This is a genomic window from Caulobacter sp. GW456-12-1-14-TSB4 (genome assembly GCF_059424195.1).
The window spans coordinates 100,751-125,190 of record NZ_JBWKZF010000007.1 but is presented as its reverse complement, the minus strand read 5'-3'; the positions used below and the strand labels follow the sequence as shown (position 1 = coordinate 125,190).

The following is a 24,440-nucleotide window of genomic DNA, read 5'->3' as shown; positions in this document are numbered from 1 at the left end:
CTAAATCTCAATCAAATGATGATCTATAGTTGAATATATAAGGCGACACAGCCTAGGCGATAAATCGCCTACAGAAACGTGGGGAGTTCTGATGGCGGGACGCGAAAAACAGCCTTTGACGGGCGCGCCGGTCAAGGCGCACGCGACGGGCAAGACCCATCGCCTCCTCGCCGCCACGCCCATGGCGCTGGAGGTCATGACGGCCGCCGCGCCATCGCCGTCCGTCACCCCCTCGGCCGAAACCCTTGATGCGTTCGTCCGCGCCAGCGTCATCCTGACCGGCCTCACCGAGGTGGAGCTGTGGGGCACGGGCCTGGTCCCGGCGCGCTACGCCTTCGTCCAGCAAATCGCCGGCGCCCTGGTCGATCAGCTACTGGCGGCTTTCCCGGCGGATGGGTCGCCCGACCAACAGGCGACGAAGGTCCTCGGGGACCCGACTTTGGGTCCGCTGGCCCGCCAGGTGATGAAGTTCTGGTACCTGGGCGAATGGAGCGACGCCAAGGGCGAGAACGCGATCATCCCCTCGCCCGCCTCCTATCGCGAAGGCCTGGTCTGGCAGGTCATCGGCGCGCACCCGCAGGGCGCCAAGGCCCAGGGCTTCGGCGCCTGGGCCCTGCCACCGATCGAAGTCAGCGGCTGAACGGTCGCGGCCCGCGCGCCGCCGACGATCCTTTTGAGACGCGAAGATCTTGCAGACAGGGGTGGGGCCCATGCGATTCATCGAGGCGGAAGACGCGGCCAGCCGCGAATATGACGTCGTCATCGTCGGCGGCGGCATATCCGGCGCGATCATGGCCCGCCGACTTGGCGAGGCGGGCTTCCAGACCCTGGTGCTGGAGGCCGGCACGGGCGAAGGCGCGACCTACGAGGGCTATCTCGGCTATCTCGACACCTTCCTCGGCGCGACGATCAAGCACCCGGAGTCGCCCTACCCGTCCAATCCCAACGCGCCCGAGCCGACGGTGCTGGACGTCAACCCGATCGTGCCGCCAACCCCGGACACCGACGGCGCCTTCGTCCAGTACGGCCCCCAGCCCTATCGCAGCACCTATACCCGCTATCTGGGCGGCACGTCGCTGCACTGGCTGGGCACGACCATCCGCATGCTGCCGGAGGACTTCGAGCTGGAGAGCCGGTACGGCGTCGGCAAGGACTGGCCGATCTCGTACGAGGACCTGAAGCCCTACTACGCCCAGGCCGAGAACGAGTTGGGCGTCGCCGCCGACGTCGAGGAACAGACCTATCTGGGGGTCACCTTCGAGCCCGGCTACGTCTATCCGATGCACGCCCTGCCGGCGAGCTACAGCGACCGCCAGATCGCCGCCTCGGTCGACGGCATGCGCATCGATCTGGGCGACGAGCTGCGCCAGATCCGGGTGCGCGGCACGCCGGTGGCCCGCAACAGCACGCCGAACCCGGCCTATCGCGGCGGCCACACCTACGAAATCCATGGCGCGGTCGGCGCGCCCGGGATCGGCGGGCGCTGCATGGGCAATTCGGCCTGCGTGCCGATCTGCCCGATCCAGGCCAAGTACAACGCCCTGCGCACCCTGGACCGCGCCGATCCCGACAAGGTCGCCATCGTCCGCCAGGCCGTGGCCTCGCGAGTGCTGCTGGACCACGACGGAAACAAGGTCACCGGGGTCGAGTTCAAGGTCTACGCCAGTCCCGACAACCCCCAGTGCAAGCCGTTCACCGCGCGCGGCAAGATCATCGTCCTGGCCACCCACACGGTGAACAACGCCGTGCTGCTGCTGGCCTCCGGCGCCTGCAAGAGCAGCGGCATGGTCGGCCGCAACCTGATGGACCACCCGGAGCTCCTGACCTGGGGCCTGGCCGACCGCGCCCTGTGGCCCCTGCGCGGACCGCTGGCCACCTCGGGCATCGAGGAGATGCGGGCCGGCCCGCAACGCGCCGAGCGCGCCAGCTTCCGCATGGAGATGGGCAACGAGGGCTGGTTGTGGCCAGCCAACGCGCCCGAAGCCAACGTCCATAAGCTGATCGACGAGCAAGGCCTCCATGGCGCCAAGCTTCGGGCGCGGCTGCGCGACGAGATCAGCCGCCAGTTCCGTTTCGGCTCGCTGGTCGAGCAACTGCCGAACCCGGAGAACACCATCACCATCGATCCCAAATGGGTCGACGCCCTGGGCAATCCGCGCCCGATCATCAACTACACGGTCGATGACTACACGCGAGCGGGCTTCGCCGCGGCGTTCAAGGCCTCGCAGCAGATCTTCGAGCGGGCGGGCATCGACGACGCCTCGGCCTACGGCGCCGACAACCCGGGCTACTTCAAGTACGAAGGCCGCGACTACGCCTATGTCGGCGCTGGCCACTTCGCCGGCTCGCACCGGATGGGCGACGATCCGCTGACCTCGGTGGTCGATCGTCGCCAGCGGACCTGGGACCATCCCAACCTCTATCTGGTCGGCTGCGGCAACATGGTGACCATGGGGACCGCAAACCCCACCCTGACCATGTCGGCCCTGACTTGCTGGGCGGCCGACAACGTCATCGAAGACCTGCGCGCCGGCGTCGCCGCATGACCCCCGTCGCCGCGCAACAGGTCGAAGGCCGTCTCTACGATGTCGTCATCGTCGGGGGCGGATTCGTCGGCGCGGTCATCGCCGATGCGCTGACGGGCTCGGGCCTGACGGTGCTGGTCATCGAGGCCGGCGAAGGTCGGCTCGACGACTTCACCCAGCATCTTGGCTATCTCGACACCTTCATGGCGGCGACGATCAAGATCCCGCAGTCGCCGTTCCCGACCAGCCTCAACGCGCCCCAGCCGCTGGAGACAGAGTTCGGCGTGATCCCACCGGGCGGCCTCGACAAGGGCTACTTCGTCCAGCTGGGGCCCCGCCCGTTCGGCAGCACCTATACCAAGCGCCTCGGCGGCACGACGCTGCACTGGTTCGGCAGCTGCCCGCGCATGCTGCCCGAGGACTTTCAAATGCAGTCGCGCTTCGAGCGCGGCGTCGACTGGCCGATCAGCTACGATGACCTGATGCCCTACTATACCCGCGCCGAACGGGTGGTGGGCGTCTCGGCCGACGTCGCCGACCAGACCTTCCATGGCATCCGCTTCGAGCCCGGCTTCGGCTATCCGATGAAGCGGATCCCGCCCAGCTGGTTGGACAACTGGATCGCCCAGCGCCTGGCCGGCATGGTCGAGGACACCGCCGACGGGCCGGTCATTCCGACCGTCAACAGCATCCCGCAGGCCCGCAACAGCCTCGCCAACCCGGACTATGACGGCGGTCGCGGCTACCAGCCCGTCGGCGCGGACGGCAATGGCGCAACAGGCGAGCGCTGCATGGGCAACGCCAACTGCCTGCCGATCTGTCCGATCCAGGCGCGGTTCAACGCCCTCAAGCTGCTGTCGCGCGCCAAGGGCGATCTCCTGACCCAGGCGGTGGCGTCGAAGCTGGAGATCGACCCGGTCTCGGGCCGGATCACCGCCGTGAACTGCAAGGTCTGGCATAGCGACGCCAGCCCCGAACACCTTGATGTCCGAGTGACCGGCAAGCTGACGGTCCTGGCCGCCAACGCCATCGAGAACGCCGTGCTGCTGCAGGCCTCCGGCGCCTGCGCGACCAGCGACATGGTCGGCCGCAACCTGATGGACCACCCGGCGATCCTGAACTGGGGCATGGCCCCGCGCGCGACTGGCGCGTTCCGGGGGCCAGGCCTGACCTCGGTGATCCCGACCTATCGCGGCGGCGCCTTCCGCAAGGACCGGGCCGGCCACGTGGTGGAGATCGGCAACTGGGGCTGGAGCTGGCCCTTCGACGAGCCCTCGCGCACCACCCAGGCCCTGGTCGACGACGAGAACCTGCACGGCGCGGACCTGCGCGCGGCGCTGGGCGACCGCATCGCGCGTCAGGTCCGCTTCGACATGATGACCGAGCAACTGCCCGATCCGTCCAACCGCGTGACCATCGACCCGGCCAAGCGCGACCGCATGGGCAACTACCGGCCGGTCATCCGCTACGATGTCGATGACTATACGCGCGACGGACTGGTCGCCGGCCGCCGCTTCGCCAAGCGGGTCTTCGACAAGATCGGCGTCGTCGACCGCACGAAGGACGACCCAGGCAGCCCCGGCTATTTCGAGCGGGACGGCGAGCCGTTCTCCTGGGCCGGCGTCGGCCACATCGCCGGAACCCATGTGATGGGGACCTCGGCCAAGACCTCCGTCGTCGACCGCCTGCAACGCGCCTGGGACCACGACAACCTGTTCGTGGTCGGCTGCGGCAGCATGCCGACGCTGGGGACCTCTAACCCTTCGATCACCATGACGGCCATGGCCCTCATGACCGCCGACCATATCCGCAGCGGGAGCGCGCGATGACCGACACCCTGGCGCCCAGAGCCCTGACCGGGCTCCTGCAAGCTCAGACCAAGCTCGAGACCAAGGGTTATGTGCAGCTGGAGGTCAGCGGTGACCTGCGGCGCGAGATGGAGGAGCTGCACCGGCTGCTCCAGGCGGCCCTGGTCATCGAGCACGCCACCATCCCTGTCTACCTGACCATGCTCTATACGGTGGACGCCACGACGCCCGCCTGGCGCACGCCCGAGTGCCTGCGCAGCGTGGTGGTCGAGGAGATGCTGCACCTGGCCCTGGTGGCCAACGTGCTGAACGCCCTGGGCGGACGCCCCGACCTCGACAGCCCGGACTTCATCCCGAAATACCCGTGCCGCCTGCCCTACGACGTCGACAGCATGACGCTGCACCTCTTCCCGTTCAGCCAGCGCGGCGTCGAGCAGGCCCGCGATATCGAACGCTCGGGCCGCGTCCGCGCCGAGGCGGTGCTGCGGGCCACGCCGCGCGGCATGACCATCGGCGAGTACTATGCCTATCTGGAATCGCGCCTGCGGGCGGTCGTGCGCCGGCATGGCGAGGAGAACGTCTTCGTCGGCGACCCGCGCCGGCAGGTCTCGGCGGCGCACTACTATTATGACGGCGGCGGCGACATCGTCGCGGTCCACGACCTGGAGACGGCGGTCAAGGCGCTGCAGCTGATCCGCGACCAGGGCGAAGGCGCCCATATGGGCATCTGGTCCGGCAGCAGCGCCACGCTGGAAGGCAAGCCGGAGATCGCCCACTTCTTCCGCTTCGACGAACTCCTGAAGGGCCGCCAGTACCGCGAGGGCGACACCATCGAGTCCGGCCCGACCGGCGAGCCGCTGGAGGTGCCCTGGGACAGCGCCCGCCCGACCGCGCCGGGGACCAAGCTGGCCGACTATCCGCAAGGCAGCGCGATCCGCGCCACCATCGAGGCCTTCAACCGCAACTACTGCGACATGCTGCGGCTCCTGGAACAGGCCTTCGACGGCGATCCGGACCTGCTGGTCGATGGCGTCATCCGCATGTGCTCGATGCGCGACAGCTTCCTGCAGATCACCCGCAACCCGTTCCCAGGTCGGCCAGGCGTCTTCGCGGCGCCGACCTTCGAATATGTCGGCCAGACGCAGCCGAAGCCGCAACCAAAGCCCGTCACGCCGCCGAAACCCGCGCCCGTGACACCGTCAGCCGTCGATCCGAACCTGCAGACCGTGAACCGCCTGCAGGACGCCTACGGCCGCGGCGACCTCAACGCCGCCCTGGCCTGCATGTCGCCCGACATCGTCTGGGACATCAGCGGCCCGCCGCAGGTGCCCTATGCCGGCGTCTTCTACGGCCATGCCGGCTTCTCGGACTTCTGGCGGCTGCTGGGCGAGACTTTGCAGATCGCCCGCGCCGGCTTCCAGCACGTGCTGACCGACGGCGAGCGGGTCGTCGGCCTGGGCGGCGAACAGGGCGTCATCAAGGCCACCGGCGTCCCATACCACTACGACTGGGCGGTCTCGCACGAGTTCGACGCCGACCACCTGATCACCCGCATGCGCCAGTACTACGACCCCGACCGGGTCCGCGCCGCCCTGGCGCGCCCGGCGGCGTCCTCGGCTCCCAATCCTTCCGGAGGTTCCACCATGACGCCCCAGACCCAAACGGTCGGCCAGCCGCTGCCCGAGATCCCCCAGTCGTTCACCCTGCCCTTCTATTACGCCTCGCTGAGCAATGTGGACGTCTACTACCTGGTGCCGCCCGAGCGCGTGGCGCCCTATCTGGACGGCACGGGCCTGACCGCCGCGCTGTTCGAGGGCCAGGCCGTCGTCAGCTACAACTTCCAGCTCTACACCGGCCACTTCTCGGCGGGCGTCAACGCGCCGGTGTCGTCCTGGTACGGCTCGGGCGCGGGCATCACCCAGGAGCTGGAGCTGAACATCGTGGTCTATCCGACCGCGCGCGCCGGCCAGGTCGCCCAGGTCGACTTCCAGCAGTTTATCCTCGGCGACGAGCAGTCCAAGCTCCTGGGCAACCACCGCGTCTTCGTGCCCTGCGACGCCGACATCGCCATCTCGGCCGGCGAGACCCTGTTCGGCGAGCCGAAGTTCAAGACCAGCTTCAAGGTCAACCTGCCGTCCTATAATCCCGGCCGCGCCCCGACGGGTCCCTACGTCCCCGAGTGGGTCGAGACCTGGGGCTTCCAGGTCGACGATCCCGACAACGCCAATCAGGCGATCATGACCTGCGTCGTCGATCTGACCGGCCTGACCAAGGTCCCCGGCAACGGCTCGCCGATCACCGAATACGGCAAGTTCCAGGACCAGCTGATCGGCTGCCGCTGGAACATCCTGCAGCCGATGGACACCTGCTTCCTGACCGCCGACCAGGCCAGCCGCGTGAACCTGACCCTGGGCGAAAGCGTCCACCCGATGCGCGCCGCCGTCGCCGCCCTGGTCGGCGACAGCCAGCCCCGCGCCGTGCGCACCTTCCTGTCGGCTCCCGCCGCGATCCAGAGCCGGGCCTATTATCCATGAGCCAGGCCAAGACCGCGGAACCCGCCAATCCCGCGTCGGCCGGCCCGACCTTCGGCGAGATGGACAAGCTCTATTTCAAGCGCCAGTCCGACGTCGCCGACCAGACCTTCGACCACATCGTGGTCGGCGCCGGAGCCTATGGGACCAGCTTCGCCCATCGCATCCTGGAGCTGGATCGCACGGCGCGGGTGCTGCTGATCGACAAGGGCGTATTCCTGATCCCGGACCACATCCAGAACCTGCCGCCGACCTATATCGACCTGAACATCAACACCGGCATCCGACCCTGGCGACTGGTCGGCTCGCCCAACTTCATGCCGCAGATCCCGTTTGTCGGCGGCCGGGCGCTGTACTGGAACGCCTGGACGCCGCAGCCGGACGAGACCGAAATGCCGGACTGGCCGCAAGCGGCCGTCGATGGCCTGAAGAAGCACTGGTACGACGCCGGGGCCTTCATGGGCCGGCGCTACTCGCTGTCGATCCCCGGCAACCGCAACGAGGCCCTGACCGAGGTCATGCGCCAGCGGCTGTTCGCGGGCCTCGGCGACATCGACGCCGCCACGCCCCAGGGCGATCCCCGGGCGCTGGACTCGGCCATGGCCACCGGCCAAGCGGTGGCGGCCGACGACTGGGCCAAGTTCTCGCCGATCTCGGTGCTGGTCGCCGACCTCCAGGCCCACCCCGACCGGCTCGAGGTCGCGGTCGGGGCCGAGGTGACAAGCTTCGAACTCGACGGCGACAAGGTCGTGCGACTGCAGACGACGCAGGGCCCGATCGAGACGCGCGGCGCCAAGATCATCCTGGCCTGCAACACGCTGGAGGCCGGTTTCATCGGCGCGCGCTCGCTGCCCGACAATCCGCTGATCGGCAAGAACCTGTGCGGACACATCCGCTCATGGCTGGCCGTGCGGGTTCCCGCCGCCAGCACACCGGGCCTGACCGACGGCCTGCAGGTCTGCGGCTACTACCTGCCAGGCCGTGGGCGCACCGGGCGGCTGATGCACACCCACATCACCGTCACCCACAACCCGACGCCGGCGGCCTCGGCCGACACCCTGTACCGCGTGCTGCCCGACGCCTCGACGGCCTCGGCGGTGGCGGCCTACCAGGACCCGACCAAGGTGGTGATCATGCTCCACACCATGGGCGAGTTTCTGGGCGCGCCGAACGCGGAGTCCTGGAACTTCGCCGGGTCCGATCCCGACGGCGGCAACCTGATCCAGGTCGAGATGCAGCCCGAAGACTCTGATTTCTGGGAAGAAGTCGATACCGCCACCTTCCAGATCGGCGAGGTGCTGGCGGGCGGCGAACCGGTCGAATACCAGCAGAACGACGGCAGCTGGGCCCTGACCCCGCCGGACTCGATCCGCAATTCGGGCCTGGTCCACGAGTCCGGCACCCTGTGGATGGGTGAGGATCCGGCCACCTCGGTCACCGACCTGACCGGCCGGGTGCACGGCGTGGCCAATCTCTATGGCCTGGGCAGCATGCTGTTCCCGCGCGTCGGTTCGTTCAATCCCACCCTGACCGGCGTCGCCCAGTCGTTCGCCCTGGCCGCCCTCTTCAGCAAGACCTGACCATGACCGCCAAGCCCTCGCCCGGCATCGACCGGGCCGCCATCCCGCGCTCTTACCGCGACTACCTGGCCCAGTTGGAGGCGATGGGCGAGGCCGTGGCGATCGACGACGAGGTCGACTGGGAGCTCGAGATCGGGGCCATCCTGCGCTACGCCGCCGAGACCCGCGCCCCGATGCCGATCTTCAACAAGGTCAAGGACGCGCCGGGTTTCCGCGCCGCCGAATATGGCCCGACCTTGAGCAGCACGCCGGGCGTCGCCTGGCGGCGGCTGGCCATGCTGATGGGCCTGCCGCACGACTTCACGCCGGCTCGGATGCAGCCGCACTATCTGGCCGCGCGCAGCGAACCGCCGCATCCGCCCGTGATCATCGAGGCCAAGGACGCCCCCTGCAAAGAGAACAGCTGGACGGGCGACGAGATCGACCTGACCCGCCTCCCCGCGCCGCTGCTGCACGACGGCGACCTGGGCCGCTACATCCAGACGGCCGGGGCCATCACCGTGCGCACGCCGTGCGGCAAGTGGACCAACTGGTCGCTCAGCCGCGGCATGGTCGTCGACAAGAACACCATGACCGGCCTGTGGCTGCCCTTCCAGCACAACGGCATGATCTACAACATGTGGAAGGCGCAGGGTCGCGACTGTCCGTTCGCCATCGCCCTGGGCGTGCCGCCAGCGGCCATGACCACCCTGTCGGCCGCCCCGCCGGACTGGAAGGACGAATACGACTACGCCAGCGCCCTGCTGGGCGAAGGCATCGAGATGGTGAAGTGCGAGACCAGCGAAATCCTGGTTCCGGCCCACAGCGAGATCATCATCGAGGGCGTCGTCTCGGCCACCGAGAAGAGCATCGAGGGTCCGTTCGGCGAATATCCCGGCTATCTGGGCGACACCTCGGGCCCGCAGCCGACCGCCCATATCGTCGCCGTCACCTTTCGCGACAACGCCATCCTGCCGATCTGCAGCCCGGGCATGCCCGTGGATTCCTGCCTGGTGAACAGCAGCTTCTTCATGGCCGGCGACGCCGTGGTCGTGCTGCAGGAAGCCGGCCTGCCGGTGATCGACGGCATGTACCTGGCCGAGTCCGCCGGCCACTGGTTCGTGATCCGCGTTCGCGACGACTGGCACCACCTGACCGGCTACACGGTCGCCGAATTCATCGGCAAGATCGCCGAGGCCTATTTCACCAGCCACTGCGCCCACGGCTGCTCGACCATGATCATCGTCGGCGAGGATATCCCGCCCGACGACGCCATGAAGGTGATGTGGGCCTTCGCCACCCGCAACAACCCGGAACAGGGCGTCTTCCACTTCCCGCAATACAAGTCGGACGGCTCGGGCCTGCAGATCTATCTGGATGTCGCCACCAAGCAGGCCGGACGTGGCGACCTCGTCGCCTACAGCTGCCTGCAGATCCAGGAGAAGGTGAACCATCCGCTGGAGCCGGTGCTGTCGTTCGAGGAGAACTATCCGGTCCCCTTGCAGAACCAGATCAAGGCCAAGTGGGCCGACTGGGGCTTCACGAAACCCTAGACGCGTTGCGCGCCGCCAGCCCAGCGTCGCGCAGCCGGTCGCGAATGAACAGGCCGGCGGACACGGCGGGGGTCGGGGCCAGCACGGCGTCCAGCGTGTGCTGGCCCAGGCCCGTCAGCGACATCGCCTGGCTGGACAGCGCGTCGAACACCTTCTCGCCCAACTGCCGCTCCAGATAGCCGACATAGTTCTCGCCGCGACGCCGGCGCAGGTCGGCGGCCACCGCCTTCAGGCTGGGCATGCGCTGGGTCACCAGCGACACGGCCAGCGTCGCGCGGGCGCTCTGGATGGAGGTCAGGTAGAATTCCGGCATCGCGTCGGCCGCGATCGTGCCGGAGGCGCTGCGCACACGGGCGACGACGTCGTCCAGCCCGGCTCGCAACAGGTCCTCCTGCCGGGGGAAGTGATAGGCCAGGGTCGAGTTGGCTAGGCCCGCGCGGGCGGCGATGGCCCGGTGGGTCACCGCGTCGGCGCCCTCGGCGATGATCAGCTCGGAAATGTAGCCCACCGCCCCGGCCTGCCACTCGGTCATCGGCGCATTTTCAGGCTGATCGTCGAGCAGCTCGCCCAGCGCCGCGCTGAAGATGGCGAACTCGCGCAGGTCGCGCGCCCCATCGGCCGGGACCAGCCCGCAGCACAGGCGGCGCAGGTTCAACCGGCGCAGCCAGCGATAGGCGGCCACGTCGCCCAGGGCCAGGCCATAGCCCGCCTCGCCGACGCTGTAGGCGTGCAGGATTTCGCCTGCTTCGGCCAGGTCCAGTCCTTGGGTCGCATCGGTCCAGAAGGCCAGGCGCCGCGTCGACCAGGCCGCGACGCTGGCGGCGATCTCCGGCCGCGTGGCGGCGGCCAGCAGCAATTCGCAATAGAACCGCGCGCGGGCGGCTTCGGGACCAGCCAGGTCGGACATCACCGCCTCGGCGATCTCGACCATCTTCGCGCCGTCCCGCACGTCCATCGCCCGGATGCGCGCCAGCCAGCCGTCGAGGAAGACGCCCTCCTCCGCCACCGCCGCCTCGACCAGCAGCGCCAGCAGTTCGTCCTTGCTGCCATACCGGCGGATCAAGGCCGGCGCCGTCGTGCCCAGCTGCTCGGCCAGGGGCCGCAGGCTCAGTCCCTTCAGCCCATAGGCGTCGACCAGCCGCAGGGCCGCTTGGAGAACCGGCTGCAGGTCGGCGGGCTTGCTGTCCATGGCGTCACTCAGGCGTCGATAGAGCGTCGCACAATAGTTTCGAGAATAGCATTATCTACTGAAAAGATAGATGACTAAGTCCGTACAATCGTACCAAGACTGTCACACATCGACGCTAGGCAATTCGCCCTTCGATTCAAGGCTGATCGGGTCGCCGCCCCTCTCGACTACCAGCCCCGCAAGGCCGGTGTCCACAGAGAGGCGGCGCCAGTGAGGATCAGGCGTCGCGCCAGCCGCCGCCCAGCGCCCGGAATGAGCGCACCGCCGCGCGGGCGGCCTCGGTATCGGCCTGGGCGCGGGCGTCGCGGGCCGCCAGCAGACGGGCGTCGGCGTCCAGCACCTCGATCAGGCTGACAGCGCCGGCCTTGTAGGCCAGTTCGGACGCCGAGCGGGCCTTGGACAACGACTGCTCGCCGCCGACCAGGATCCGCGCCTCGTCCTCGCGCTTGACCAGGCTGGAGAAGGCGTCCTCGACATCGGCCGTGGCCCGCAGCACCGACTGCTGGTAGGCGGCCAGGCTCTCGGCGTTACGGCCCTTGGCGGCCTTGATCTCGGCATTGACCCGGCCGAAGTCGAACAGGCGCCAGCGCAGGCCCAAGACGCCCTGGGCCTGGTTGGCCGAGCCCGTGAACAAGGAGCCAGTGGCCGTCGAGGCCGTGCCAACCAGGCCGGTCAGCGAGAACTTCGGATAGTATTCCGAGACCGCCGCGCCGATCGCGGCGTTCGAGGCCTTCAGCCGCCACTCGGCGACCGCCAGGTCGGGGCGGCGGCGGATCAGGTCGGCCGGACCGACCGCTTCGGTGATGGCCGGGGCCTGCGGCACGGGCGTGGCGGCCTCAAGCTGCGCGCGGGTGGCGCCGGGCTGGGCGCCCAGCAGCACGTCCAGTGCGTTCATCGCCGCCTCGAGCCCCTCCTCCAGCACCGGCACTTGCGCACGGGTCTGGGCCAGAGCGCCCTCGGCTTGATGCAGTTGCAGCTCGGAAGCGACCTGGCGGCTCTGTTGCAGGCGCACGGTCTCGACCAGCTTGCCTTGCGTCTCGACCTGGCCCCGGGCGACGGCCAACCGCGCCTGCAGGCCTCGGATGACCAGATAGGTGTCGGCCGTCTGGGCGGCGACCGACAGGCGGGCGGCGGCGACGCCGACCCTGGCGGCCTGATAGTCGGCCACGGCCGCCTCGCGATCGCGGCGCAGGCCGCCGAAGACGTCGATCTCCCAGCCGGCGGTCACATCGGCCTCATAAAGCGAGCCGTCGCGGTCGAAGCCCGGCGCGCTGGACGCCAGGCGGCCGGTGGGCGTCTGGGTCGAGAGGTGGGCGCGGGCCGCGCTGGCCTGCACGCCGCCGGACGGCAGCAACGCGGCGGTGGCCGCCGACAGTCCGGCCCGCGCCTGGGTCACCCGGGCGGTGGCTTGGGCCAAGTCGAGGTTCTGAGCCAGGGCGCGATCGACCAGACCGTCGAGCACCGGATCGTTGAAGCCCTTCCACCAGGCCGCCTGATCGATGGGCGCGGGCGGCGCGGCGCGCTGGGCCACGGCGTTCGCGCCGATGAAGGTCCCGGAGACCGCCGACGGCGGCGCGACATAGTTGGGACCCACGGCGCAAGCGCCGAGGGTGACGCCGGCGAGGGCCAGCAGAGCCAAGCTCGAAACCGATCGCATCGCGACCTCCTCGTGATTTATAGTGACCATATGCTAATACGGTCACTCGTTGTCAATCACGACCCTCGATGCTACTTACTTGGGCATGACCATTGACAACGCGCACCCCGAGGCCGCCGGCCAGCGCGGCCCGGCCGACCACGCCATCCGCCAGCAGATCATCGACGCCGCCGACGCCCACTTCGCGCGCTTCGGCTACGGCAAGACCACGGTCGCGGACCTGGCCAAGGCCGTCGGCTTCTCGAAGGCCTACATCTACAAGTTCTTCGAGTCCAAGCAGGCGATCGGCGAGGCGATCTGCGCCCAGTGCCTGGACAAGATCATGTCGGCCGCCTTCGCCAGCGCCGCCGAAGCGCGCACGCCGACTGAGAAGTTTCGCAAACTTTTCAGCGTTATAACGGCGAAAAGCACCGAACTCCTGTTCCAGGAGAAGCTGCTCTACGACCTGGCCGCCAACTCGGCGACCGAGAACTGGCCCTCCGCGCTGGCCTATCTCCAGCGGGTCGAAGCGGCCCTGCGCGAGATCATCCTGCTGGGCCGCGAGGCGGGCGAGTTCGAGCGCAAGACGCCGATCGACGAGACCTGCTCGGCGATCATGCTGGCCATGCAGCCGTTCATGCATCCGCTGCTGCTGGAGTTCAATCTGGACGGCCTGCCCGAGACCCAGACCATGGTCATCAACATGATCCTGCGCAGCCTCGCGCCGTAATCCCTTAGGAAAATTCGATAGTGACTAATTGACAAATTGGTCACTCGGCACGATGTGGGGGTCTCCGCTCAAGGCAGGACCCTTTTCGCCATGTCGCACCGCTTGCTCCTCGCCGCCGTCATTGGCGGCCTGACCGCGCCCCTCGCCGCCTGTGGCGGTCACGACGCCGCCGTCGATCCCCGCACCCAGCCGCCGGTCGTGCGGGTCGCCACCGCCCCCGCCGCGATCGACGGCGAGCGCCAGTTCACCGGCGTCGTCTCCGCCCGCATCGAAAGCCAGCTGGGCTTCCGCGTCCCGGGCAAGATCGTCGAGCGTCTGGTCGACACCGGCCAGACGGTGCGCCGGGGCCAGCCCCTGATGCGCATCGACGCCGCCGACTACGCCCTGGCCCAGGCCGCCCAGGACCAGACCGTGGCCGCCGCCAAGGCCCGCGCCGTCCAGGCCGAGGCCGACGAAGCCCGCTACCGCGACCTGGTGGGGGCCGGCGCGGTGTCGGGCTCGACCTACGACCAGATCAAGGCCGCCGCCCTCGCCGCCCGCGCCCAGCTACAGGCCGCCGAGGCCCAGGCCCGGGTGTCGCGCAACGCCGCCGGCTACGCCGTGCTGGTCGCCGACAGCGACGGCGTGGTGGTCGAGACCCTGGGCGAGCCCGGCCAGGTGGTCGCCGCCGGCCAGACCGTCGTGCGACTGGCCCATGCCGGTCCGCGCGAGGCGACGATCGCCCTGCCCGAGACCCTGCGCCCCGCCGTCGGCTCGACCGCCACGGCTTCGGTGTTCGGCAACGCCACCGCCGCCTCCGCCCGCCTGCGCCAGCTCTCCGACGCCGCCGATCCCCGCACCCGCACCTTCGAGGCGCGCTACGTCCTGGACGGCGCCCTGGCCTCGGCGCCGCTGGGCGCGACGGTGAGCATCGCCCTGCCTGGCGCCAACAAGACCGGCGGCCGCGCCGTCCCTCTCGGCGCCCTCTATGACTCCGGCAAGGGCCCGGGGGTGTGGATCGTCGACGCCAAGACCTCGACGGTCAGCTGGCGCGCCGTGCAGCTGGCCGCCGTCGGCGAGGAGACCGCCACGGTCACCGCCGGCCTCGCCGCCGGCGAACGCTTCGTGGCCCTGGGCGCGCACATGCTGCACCAGGGCGAACGCGTCAGCCTGCAGGCCGGAGCCGCGCAATGAGCTTCAACCTCTCCGCCCTGGCGGTGCGCGAGCGCGCCGTCACCCTGTTCCTGATCATCGCCGTCGTGCTGGCCGGGACCTTCGCCTTCTTCAAGCTGGGCCGGGCCGAGGACCCCAGCTTCACTATCAAGGTGATGACCGTGGTCACCGCCTGGCCGGGCGCCACCGCCCAGGAGATGCAGGATCAGGTAGCCGAGCCGCTGGAAAAGCGCCTGCAGGAACTGAAGTGGTACGACCGCGCCGAGACCTTCACCCGTCCGGGCCTGGCCTTCACCACCCTGACCCTGAAGGATCCGATCCCGCCCAAGGAGGTGCAGGAGCAGTTCTACCAGGCCCGCAAGAAGCTGGGCGACGAGGCCGCCAACCTGCCGCGCGGCGTGCTGGGCCCGTTCATCAACGACGAATATGGCGACGTCACCTTCGCGCTCTACGCGCTGAAGGCCAAGGGCGAGCCGCACCGCCAACTGGTGCGCCAGGCCGAGACCCTGCGCCAGCGCCTGCTGCACGTGCCGGGCGTCAAGAAGGTCAACATCATCGGCGAGCGCCCCGAGCGCATCTTCGTCGAGTTCTCGCAGGATCGCCTGTCCAACCTAGGCGTCAGCCCGCGCGAGATCTTCGCCGCCTTGAACGAGCGTAACCTGGTCACGCCGGCCGGCTCGATCGAGACCAACGGCCCGCAGGTGCAGATGCGCCTGGATGGCGCGCTGGACGACCTGCAGACCATCAAGGACACGCCGATCGTGGTCGGCGGCAAGACCCTGAAGCTGTCCGACCTGGCCGAGGTCAAGCGCGGCTACGAGGACCCCGCGACCTTCTTCATCCGCAACGGCGGCGAGCCGGCCCTGGAGCTCGGGGTGGTGATGAAGGAGCGCTACAACGGCCTGCAGTTGGGCAAGGACCTGGAGAAGGAAGCCAAGGCCATCGCCGGCGAGCTGCCGCTGGGCCTGACCTTCGCCAAGGTCACCGACCAGGCGGTGAACATCACCGAGGCCTATGACGAGTTCATGCTGAAGTTCTTCGTGGCATTGGCGGTCGTGATCGCCGTCAGCCTGCTGAGCCTGGGCTTCCGCGTCGGGGTCGTCGTGGCCCTGGCCGTGCCCCTGACCCTGGCGGCGGTGTTCGTGATCATGCTGGCCACCGGCCGCGACTTCGACCGCATCACCCTGGGCGCGCTGATCCTGTCGCTGGGCCTGCTGGTCGACGACGCCATCATCATCATCGAGACCATCGTGGTGAAGATGGAGGAAGGCCGCGACCGCATCTTCGCCTCGACCTATGCCTGGGGCCACACGGCCGCGCCGATGCTGGCCGGCACCCTGGTGACGATCATCGGCCTGATGCCGGTGGGCTTCGCCAAGTCCAGCGCCGGCGAATATGCCGGCAACATCTTCTGGGTCGTGGCCTTCGCCCTGATCACCTCGTGGTTCGTGGCGGTGATCTTCACCCCCTATCTGGGCGTGGTGCTGCTGCCGAAGATCAAGCCCGTCAAGGGCGGCCACGCGGCCATCTACGACACCCCGCGCTATCGCCAGTTCCGCGGCCTGATCGGCTGGACCGTCGCCAACCGGCTGAAGGTGGTGCTGGGCGTGGCGGCGGCGCTGGTCGTGTCCTTCGTGATGATGGGCATGGTCAAGCAGCAGTTCTTCCCGATCTCCGACCGTCCCGAGGTGCTGATCGAGGTGCAGACGCCCGAGGGCTCCAGCATCGAGACCACCAGCCAGGCGACGGCCAAGGTCGAGGCGTGGCTGGGCAAGCAGCCGGAGGCCAAGATCGTCACCAGCTATATCGGCCAGGGCGCGCCGCGCTTCTTCCTGGCCATGTCGCCCGAGCTGCCCGATCCGTCCTTCGCCAAGATCGTGGTGCTGACCGGCAACGAGAAGGCGCGCGACACCCTCAAGAACCGCGTCCGCCAGTTCGCCCAGCAGGGTTCGGTCGCGGGCGCCCGCATCCGCGCCACCCAGATCGTCTTCGGCCCGCCCTCGCCCTGGCCCGTGGCCTTCCGCGTCATGGGTCCCGACCAGGCCAAGGTGCGCGAGATCGCCGAGCAGGTCCGGGGCGTCATGCAGGCCAACACGTCCCTGCGCCAGGTCAACACCGACTGGGGCGAGCGCGTGCCGAGCATCCACTTCGTGCTCGACCAGGACCGCCTGCGCGCCATGGGCCTGTCCAGCCACGACGCGTCCGAGCAGCTGCAATTCCTGCTGACCGGCGCGCCCGTGACCCAGGTCCGCGAGGACATCCGCACCGTCGAGGTGATCGCCCGCACCAGCGGCGCCAACCGCCTGGACCCGGCCAAGCTGGGCGCCTTCACCCTGCTGGGCTCGGAAGGCCAGCGCGTGCCGCTCGACCAGATCGGCAAGGCCGAGATCCGCATGGAGGATCCTATCCTGCGCCGCCGCGACCGCCTGCCGACGATCACCGTCCGCGCCGACGTCGGGGCCGAGTTCCAGCCGCCCGCCGCCTCGGCCGAGGTGATCAAGGCGCTGGCCCCGATCCAGGCCAAGCTGCCGGCCGGCTACCGCATCGAGGCCGGCGCCGACATCGAGGAAGCCGGCAAGGCCAATGCGGCCCTAGCGGCGGTCTTCCCGCTGATGTTCATCCTGATGATGATCGTGATCATCTTCCAGGTGCGCTCGCTGTCGGCGATGTGGATGGTGCTGCTGACCGCGCCGCTGGCCCTGGTCGGGGTGGTGCCGACGCTGCTGATCTTCCACCAGCCGTTCGGCTTCAACGCCATCCTGGGCCTGATCGGCCTGGCCGGGATCATCATGCGCAACGGCCTGATCCTGATCGGCCAGATCCACACCAACGAGAAGGACGGCCTGGACCCGTTCCACGCCGTGGTCGAGGCCACGGTCCAGCGGGCCCGGCCGGTGATCCTGACCGCCCTAGCGGCGGTGCTGGCCTTCGTGCCGCTGACCTTCTCGGTGTTCTGGTCGTCGCTGGCCTACACCCTGATCGGCGGCACGATCGGCGGCACGGTGCTGACCCTGGTGTTCCTGCCGGCGCTGTACGCCCTGTGGTTCAAGATCCGCGAGGGGTCGACGACCGACGCCTCCGCGCCCCCGGCCCTGGACGCCGTTCCGGTCTAGGGCCCGTCGTCCCCGGCGCCGCCCTCCCGCGCCGGGGACGACCTCCATGCGAGACGCGTCATGACCGAACCGAGCCCCTGCATCTCGACCCGTGAGCGCTTGATCACAGCGGCGACCGCCCTCTTCCATCGCGCCGGCGTCCACGCCACCTCGGTCGACGAGATCGCCGCGACGGCCGGCGTCACCAAGCCCACGCTCTATCGCCACTTCCCCGGCAAGGAGGACGTGCTGGTCGCGTGCCTGGAGGCGGAAGGACTGGCGCGGCGCCAAGCGTTGGCGTCGGCGGTCGAGGCGGCCAAAGGGCCCGCCGCGCGTATCCGCGCCATTGGACATCACTACGCCCGAGACCTCGGCGACGCGCCGGATCGTGGGTTGCTGGCCCTGAGCGTGGCCGTGGAATTCCCGGAGGCCGACGGCCGCGTCCGGATGGCGATCCGGGCGCAGGCCCAGGCCCTACAGGACCAGCTGGCGGCCCTGATCGTCCCGGACCAGCCGCAAGCGGCCGGTCCGGTGGCTCAACAACTGATCCTGGCCATCTGCGGGGCCAGCGCCGGAGTCCGGGCGCTGGGTCCGATCGCCGCCGACGGCCTGGCCGGCTGCGTCGAGGCCATCATCGCCAGCGCCGATCTTCCCGCCTAGGCCTGGGCCGAAGGCGTGTTCAGGAAGCTCTTGCGGCGGCCATACAGCAGGTAGACGACCAGCCCGACCACGTTCCAGACCAGGAAGCGGCCCAAGGTCGCCGGCGGCAGGCTGATCATGAAATAGAGGCAGCCGACCACCGCCAGCGGTCCCACGACCCACACCGCCGGGCAGCGGAACAGGCGCGGCAGGTCCGGCTTGGTCACCCGCAGCACCATCACGCAGACGGCTACGCAGATGAAGGCCAGCAGGGTGCCGGCGTTCGACAGCTCGGCGATCTCGTCCAGGCGGAAGAGACCCGCCACGACGGCCACGAACGTCCCGACGATCAGGGTCAGCTTCACCGGCGTGCCGCTGCGCTCGTGTAGGCGGCTGAGGCCGTGCGGCAGCAGGCCGTCGCGCGACATCACGAAGAACACCCGCGTCTGGCCGAACATCATCACCAGGATGACGCTGGGCAGGGCGATGACCGCCGCCGCCGCGATGGCGAAGGCCGCGACCGGGTGGTCCAGGCTGCGCAGGATGAAGGCCAGCGGCTCGCCGCTGCGGGCGAAGTCGCCGAACGGCCAGGCGCCGACCGCGCAGGTCGCGACCAGCATGTAGATCAAGGTGCTGACGATCATCGAGCCGACGATGCCGATGGTCAGGTCGCGCTTGGGGTTCTTGACCTCCTCGGCCGAGGTCGAGACGGCGTCGAAGCCGAAGAAGGCGAAGAACACGATGGCGGCGGCGGCCATGACCCCGCGCGTGTGGCCGTTCACGGTCTCGGACGCGAAGCCATAGGGCATGAAGGGCGTGAAGTTCTCGGGCTTCAGCGCGGTGATGGTCAGCAGCACGAACACCGCCAGGGCCAGGATCTTGATGGCCACCAGCACGATATTGACCACGGCGCTTTCCTTGGCGCCACGGATCAGCAGGGCCGTGACGGCCACCACGATCAGCACGGCGGGCAGGTTGACGATGCCGCCGCTATGCGGTCCGGCCAGCAAGGCCGCCGGCAGGGTTATGCCGGCGCTCTTCAGCAGGCCGACCATGTAGCCGGACCAACCCACCGCCACGGCGCTACAGGTCACCGAATACTCAAGGATGAGGCTCCAGCCGACGATCCAGGCCAGCCCCTCGCCCAGCACGGCATAGGCATAGGTATAGGCGCTGCCCGCCGCCGGGACCAAGGTGGCCATCTCGGCATAGGTCAGGGCGGCGAACACGCAGAGGATGCCGCAGGCCCCGAAGGCCAGGATCACGGCGGGACCGGCGCGCTCGGCGCCGATGCCCGTCAGGGTGTAGATGCCGGTGCCGATGATCGCGCCGATGCCCAGGGCGATCAGGTGCGGCCAGCTGAGCGTGGGCTTCAGGCGGCGGTTCTCCTCGACCCGGAGCACCGCATCCAGCGCCTTGCGGCGCGTCCAAAAGCTCATGACTAAAGTCCCCTCTCGTTGTGGTCCGCGACCCCGGCCCCCTCGCCGGTCCGCGCTTTAGGAAAACGGCCGGTCGATCGCGGCCGAAGGTGTGGTGAACCAAGCCGCGCCGCTCGGCGTGACGTGGAAATGGTCTTCGAGCCGGACGCCGAACTGGTCGGGCAGCACGATCATCGGCTCGTTGGAAAAGCACATGCCGACCGCCAGCGGGGTCGTGTCGCCGCGCACCAGGTACGGGCCTTCATGGATCGAGAGGCCGATGCCGTGGCCGGTGCGATGCGGCAGGCCCGGCAGGGCGTAATCGGGGCCCAGGCCATGGCGCTGCAGCACCTCGCGCGCGACCTGGTCGATGACCTCGCAGGGCACGCCGGGCTTGACCGCCGCGAAGGCGGCCGCCTGAGCCTCGTGCTCGATCGCCCAGATGCGGCGATGCTCGGCGCTGGGCGTCCCGAAGACGTAGGTGCGGGTGATGTCGGAGTGGTAGCCGTCGATCTGGCAGCCGGTGTCGATCAGGACGAGGTCGCCGTCGGCCAGGCTCTGCTCACCCGGCACACCGTGCGGGTAGGCGCTGGCGACGCCGAACTGCACCGCGCAGAAGGTCGAGCCGTTGTCGGCCCCGCAGGCGCGATGGGCCAGGTCGATGAAGCGCTTCACCTCGCCGGTGGCGATCCCGGGCCGCAGGATCGCGGCGGCGCGGCGGTGGACGTCCAGGGTCAGGCTCTTGGCGTATTGCAGCAGGGCCAGCTCGGCCGGCGACTTGACGCCCCGGCAGCCGTCGACCACGGGCGCGGCGTTGAGGACGGTCAGGTTCGGCGCCGCTCGGCGGACGTCATCGAAGGCCTGGAAGGACAGAGCCGGATCGAAGGCCAGGGTGGTGACGCCCAGCGTCTTCAGCACCTCGGCGACCAGCCCGCCGGGCGGCTCGTCCTCCTGCCAGAGGCGGATCTCGGCCTCGAGACCCAGGCTGGCCTCCAGCGAGCCCAGCTCGAAGGCCGGGCAGACCATGATCGGGTCGCCGTCGACGGGCAGCAGCATGGCGACCAGGCGCTCGGTCGCGCCCCAGGCCACGCCGGTGAAGTAGCGGAGACTGGCGCCCGCGCCGATCAGCAGCGCCTGCGCGCCCAGGCTCCGCGTCAGGTCGCGGGCCTTGGCCAGCCGGGCCCGGCGCTCGGCGACGTCGATCGGCGCGGGCCGGCCGGGCGGCGGCGCCAGGTCGGCCAGTTGCTGTTGCGCGGTCGAGCCGCCGATGCCGGTGGTCATGCGGCCATCTCCCTGCGGCGCGCGAAACGGTCCAGGTCGAACGGCGCCAAGTCAACCTTCGCCGCGCCGCCGCCGGCCAGGGCGGTGACGATCTCGCCGGTCGTGGCCGCCAGGGTCAGGCCCAGATGCTGGTGCCCGAAGGCGTAGATCAGGTTGCCCGCACGGCGGCTGACGCCAATGGCCGGCAGGTAGTCGGGCAAGGTCGGCCGCGCGCCCATCCACTGGCTGCGCGGCTTGGCCATCGGCAGGCTCAGCTCGTCGACGTGGCGGTGCAGGCGCGCCCACTTGCGCGGATCGGCCGGGGTCTCGCGGCGGGCGAACTCGACGAAGCTGGCGGCTCGCAGGCGGTCGCCGAACCGGGTGACGATCATCGAGCGATCCTCGAAGACCATCGGCGGCAGGTCGCCCCAGGCCCCGACATCGCCTTCGATGTGGTAGCCGCGCTCGGCGACGATCGGTGCGACATGGCCCAGGCCCCGCATCAGCGCGCCGCTGCCGACGCCGGCGGCCAGCACGAGCTGTTCAGGCCGTAGGATCTCGCCGTCGTCGAGCTTCAGGATGGCGCGACCGCCATCGAGGCCCAAGGCCGAGACCTTCGCCTGCCGGATCGTCCCGCCCAGCCCCTCAAAGGCCTCGCGCAGGGTCCGCAGAGCCAGGCCCGGATCGCTGATCTGGCCGCTGTTCTCGAAGCGCAAGCCACCGGCCGGCGCGACGTTCAGGCGGCTGGCGACCTCCATCAGCTCGACGCCTTGCAGGTCGCGGATGCGCGCCTTGCCGATGTCGGCTTCGCTCCAGGCGGCCCTGCCCCTCTCGGCGCTGGCCAGGCTTTCCCAGACGACGATATGGCCATCCTCGCGCAGCAGGTCCGGCCGGCCGGCCGCTTCGACGAGGCGCCGCCAAGCCGACATTGCATCATTGAGCAGCGCGCCCAGCGCCACCTTGCCGTGTTCGAAGGCGTGCGGCGAACAGGCTTGGACATAGCGTCCGGCCCAGCCGCCCCATGTGAGGATGTCGCCGAATCTGAAGTCCAAGGCCCCGCCGCGCGGGAACCACCGCGCCGGCGCCGATTTCAGCGCCTTCATCGACGCGATCGGCTCGACCTGTTCGATGGCGATGTGGCCGGCATTGCCCCAGGACGCCGATGGCGAAGCGCCCCCCTTTGGGCCTTCGTCGATGAGCAGAACGGATGCGCCCGCGCGTCGAAGATCCAGCGCGCAGGCAAGCCCCACAACGCCTCCGCCCACAACAACCAAACTCATTGGATAGCCACCAGGCCTTTACCTCCAAATCCAATATCGTATATGGTAGACGAACATCACAGAGGTGCAAGCGGTATGAATTCGATCTCCTGGTCCGGCGTCTATCCAGCGGCGACCACTCAGTTCAATGCGGACTCGTCCATCGATTTCGAGGCGACTCAGGGCGTCCTCGACGCGCTGATCAAGGACGGCGTCCACGGTCTCATCGTGCTCGGCACCTGCGGCGAAAACAACTCGCTTGAAGCCGATGAGAAGCGCGCGGTGCTGAAAGCCGCCGTCGAAGTGGTCGCCGGGCGCGTCCCCGTTGTCGTCGGTGTCTCGGAAATGACCACCGACCGCGCCGCCAAGTTCGCCAAGGACGCCGAGGCCATCGGCGCCGACGCCCTGATGGTGCTGCCGGCCATGGTCTATGTGCCGACCGAACTGGAGCTGGAGCACCACTTCCGTACGGTCGCGGCGGCGACGAACCTGCCGATCATGCTGTACAACAACCCGCCGGCCTATCGCGTCTCGATCACGACCAAGGTGCTGGAGCGCCTGGCCGATGTGCCGAACATCGTGGCGGTCAAGGAAAGCGCGCCCGACACCCGCCGCTTCACCGACCTCAAGAACGCTTTTGGCGATCGCTACATCCTGATGGCCGGCCTGGACGACGTCGCGCTGGAAGGCCTGATCCTGGGCGCCCACGGCTGGGTCTCGGGCCTGACCAGCGCCTTCCCGCAGGAATCGGTGGCCCTGGTGGCCGCGTTCGACCGTGGCGACATGGCCGAGGCCCTGCGCATCTACCGCTGGTTCATGCCGCTGCTGCACCTCGACGCCGAACATGATCTCGTCCAGTCTATCAAGCTGGCCGAGCAGATCATGGGCCGGGGGTCGGAACGCGTCCGCGCGCCGCGCCTGCCGCTGGAAGGCGCTCGCCGCGCCGAGGTGACGGCCATGGTCGAGAAGGCCGCCGCCACCCGCCCCGTCGGCTAGCGGAACTCCCGATCAAGTTAAGGACTGGCGATCAGCCATGCGTCACATCTTCTTCTGCATTGACGGCCACACCGCCGGCAATCCCGTACGGCTGATCGTCGGCGGCGCGCCCCTCCTGAAGGGCGCGTCGATGAGCGAGCGCCGCCAGGACTTCCTGGAGCGCTTCGACTGGATCCGCACCGGCCTCATGTTCGAGCCTCGCGGCCACGACATGATGTCGGGCGGGTTCCTCTATCCCCCGACCCGCGACGACACCGAGGCGGGCATCCTGTTCGTCGAGACCAGCGGCTGCCTGCCGATGTGCGGCCACGGCACCATCGGCATGGTCACCTTCGCGCTGGAGAACGGCCTGATCACGCCGCGCGCGCCGGGCCGCCTGAAGCTTGAGGTGCCGGCCGGCGTCATCGACATCGAGTACAAGACGCAGGGCGACAAGGTCACGGCGGTAAAGATCGTCAACGTGCCCGGCTATCTGGCCGTCACCGACATCGAGATCGACGTGCCGGGCCTGGGTCCGCTGAAGCTGGACATCTCGTACGGCGGCAACTTCTACGCCATCGTCGAACCGCAGGGCGCGTACAAGGGCCTGGAGAGCTTCAGCGCCCAGGACATCCTGCACTACAGCCCCATCGTCCGTGAGCTCGTCCGCGAGAAGACCACCCCGGTCCACCCGCTGGACCCGACGATCCAAGGCGTCAGCCACGTGCTGTGGGCCGACGGTCCCAGCACGGAAGGCGCTGACGGCCGCAACGCGGTGTTCTACGGCGACAAGGCCATCGACCGCAGCCCCTGCGGCACCGGCACCTCCGCCCGCTTGGCGCACCTGCACGCCAAGAACAGGCTCAAGGTCGGCGAGACCTTTGTGCATGAGAGTTTCATTCGCAGCCGTTTCATCGGCAAGGTCGAAGCCGAAACCACGATCGGCAGCCAACGGGCGATCATCCCGTCTGTCGAGGGCTCGGCGATCTCGACTGGCTTCAATACGATCTGGATTGATCAGGCCGACCAGTTCTGGCGTGGTTTTCAAGTCATTTAGGGTGAAATCGACGATTTCTTATTTGCACTGGCCGGTTACAGGGACCTATGACCGTTG

General features: G+C 68.9%; 17 protein-coding genes. 12 read left to right on the top strand and 5 right to left on the bottom strand.

What is annotated here, in order from left to right:
* Positions 1-91 precede the first annotated feature (91 nt).
* The 6 genes from AC07YH_RS08950 to AC07YH_RS08925 all read left to right on the top strand — a co-directional run bounded on the left by AC07YH_RS08950 (position 92) and on the right by AC07YH_RS08925 (position 9,976).
* The gene (locus AC07YH_RS08950; RefSeq protein WP_494746655.1) at positions 92-640 is read left to right on the top strand and encodes a hypothetical protein; all 549 of its coding nucleotides are present in this window, start codon (positions 92-94) and stop codon (positions 638-640) included.
* A gap of 70 nt (positions 641-710) precedes the next feature.
* Complete coding sequence (locus AC07YH_RS08945) at positions 711-2,546, top strand: GMC family oxidoreductase (RefSeq protein ID WP_494746654.1); 1,836 nt, start codon at positions 711-713, stop codon at positions 2,544-2,546.
* Positions 2,543-4,354 (top strand): GMC oxidoreductase, encoded by a 1,812-nt coding sequence (locus tag AC07YH_RS08940; protein WP_494746653.1) that lies wholly within the window; start codon positions 2,543-2,545, stop codon positions 4,352-4,354. Before AC07YH_RS08945 ends, AC07YH_RS08940 begins: the two co-directional genes overlap by 4 nt.
* Positions 4,351-6,867: a ferritin-like domain-containing protein gene (locus AC07YH_RS08935; RefSeq protein WP_494746652.1), complete on the top strand. Its 2,517-nt coding sequence runs from the start codon at positions 4,351-4,353 to the stop codon at positions 6,865-6,867. The genes AC07YH_RS08940 and AC07YH_RS08935 overlap by 4 nt, the downstream gene beginning before the upstream one ends.
* Positions 6,864-8,444, top strand: a complete 1,581-nt coding sequence (locus AC07YH_RS08930; protein ID WP_494746651.1) for a GMC oxidoreductase — start codon at positions 6,864-6,866, stop codon at positions 8,442-8,444. The genes AC07YH_RS08935 and AC07YH_RS08930 overlap by 4 nt, the downstream gene beginning before the upstream one ends.
* 2 nt (positions 8,445-8,446) lie before the next feature.
* Complete coding sequence (locus AC07YH_RS08925) at positions 8,447-9,976, top strand: UbiD family decarboxylase (protein WP_494746650.1); 1,530 nt, start codon at positions 8,447-8,449, stop codon at positions 9,974-9,976.
* Here the strand turns inward: AC07YH_RS08925 and AC07YH_RS08920 are convergent.
* Together AC07YH_RS08920 and AC07YH_RS08915 are read right to left on the bottom strand one after the other, a co-directional pair.
* Positions 9,963-11,165 (bottom strand): TetR family transcriptional regulator, encoded by a 1,203-nt coding sequence (locus AC07YH_RS08920; RefSeq protein ID WP_494746649.1) that lies wholly within the window; start codon positions 11,163-11,165, stop codon positions 9,963-9,965. The two genes, AC07YH_RS08925 and AC07YH_RS08920, sit on opposite strands and share 14 nt — an antisense overlap.
* 217 nt (positions 11,166-11,382) lie before the next feature.
* Positions 11,383-12,822 carry an efflux transporter outer membrane subunit gene (locus tag AC07YH_RS08915; protein WP_494746648.1) on the bottom strand — a complete coding sequence of 480 codons (1,440 nt, stop codon included), beginning with the start codon at positions 12,820-12,822 and terminating at the stop codon, positions 11,383-11,385.
* 85 nt (positions 12,823-12,907) lie between these two features.
* Here AC07YH_RS08915 and AC07YH_RS08910 point away from each other — a divergent pair, with 85 nt between their 5' ends.
* From AC07YH_RS08910 to AC07YH_RS08895, 4 genes are all read left to right on the top strand, one after another.
* Complete coding sequence (locus AC07YH_RS08910; RefSeq protein WP_494746647.1) at positions 12,908-13,531, top strand: TetR/AcrR family transcriptional regulator; 624 nt, start codon at positions 12,908-12,910, stop codon at positions 13,529-13,531.
* 90 nt (positions 13,532-13,621) lie between these two features.
* Positions 13,622-14,704: an efflux RND transporter periplasmic adaptor subunit gene (locus tag AC07YH_RS08905; RefSeq protein WP_494746646.1), complete on the top strand. Its 1,083-nt coding sequence runs from the start codon at positions 13,622-13,624 to the stop codon at positions 14,702-14,704.
* Positions 14,701-17,796 carry an efflux RND transporter permease subunit gene (locus AC07YH_RS08900; protein ID WP_494746645.1) on the top strand — a complete coding sequence of 1,032 codons (3,096 nt, stop codon included), beginning with the start codon at positions 14,701-14,703 and terminating at the stop codon, positions 17,794-17,796. Before AC07YH_RS08905 ends, AC07YH_RS08900 begins: the two co-directional genes overlap by 4 nt.
* A gap of 60 nt (positions 17,797-17,856) precedes the next feature.
* Positions 17,857-18,435 carry a TetR/AcrR family transcriptional regulator gene (locus tag AC07YH_RS08895; protein WP_494746644.1) on the top strand — a complete coding sequence of 193 codons (579 nt, stop codon included), beginning with the start codon at positions 17,857-17,859 and terminating at the stop codon, positions 18,433-18,435.
* On the opposite strand, the gene AC07YH_RS08890 is transcribed toward AC07YH_RS08895, so the two are convergent.
* The 3 genes from AC07YH_RS08890 to AC07YH_RS08880 are packed head-to-tail and all read right to left on the bottom strand — an operon-like array spanning position 18,432 to position 22,372.
* Positions 18,432-19,853, bottom strand: a complete 1,422-nt coding sequence (locus AC07YH_RS08890; protein ID WP_494746643.1) for an amino acid permease — start codon at positions 19,851-19,853, stop codon at positions 18,432-18,434. The two genes, AC07YH_RS08895 and AC07YH_RS08890, sit on opposite strands and share 4 nt — an antisense overlap.
* A 57-nt stretch (positions 19,854-19,910) precedes the next feature.
* Positions 19,911-21,113, bottom strand: a complete 1,203-nt coding sequence (locus tag AC07YH_RS08885) for a M24 family metallopeptidase (protein ID WP_494746642.1) — start codon at positions 21,111-21,113, stop codon at positions 19,911-19,913.
* Positions 21,110-22,372, bottom strand: coding sequence for an NAD(P)/FAD-dependent oxidoreductase (locus AC07YH_RS08880; RefSeq protein WP_494746641.1), 1,263 nt, complete (start codon positions 22,370-22,372; stop codon positions 21,110-21,112). Before AC07YH_RS08880 ends, AC07YH_RS08885 begins: the two co-directional genes overlap by 4 nt.
* Positions 22,373-22,447: 75 nt before the next feature.
* On the opposite strand from AC07YH_RS08880, the gene AC07YH_RS08875 reads away from it, so the two are divergent.
* Together AC07YH_RS08875 and AC07YH_RS08870 are read left to right on the top strand one after the other, a co-directional pair.
* Positions 22,448-23,347 (top strand): dihydrodipicolinate synthase family protein, encoded by a 900-nt coding sequence (locus tag AC07YH_RS08875; RefSeq protein WP_494746640.1) that lies wholly within the window; start codon positions 22,448-22,450, stop codon positions 23,345-23,347.
* 37 nt (positions 23,348-23,384) lie between these two features.
* The gene (locus tag AC07YH_RS08870; RefSeq protein WP_494746639.1) at positions 23,385-24,383 is read left to right on the top strand and encodes a 4-hydroxyproline epimerase; all 999 of its coding nucleotides are present in this window, start codon (positions 23,385-23,387) and stop codon (positions 24,381-24,383) included.
* Positions 24,384-24,440 lie beyond the last annotated feature (57 nt).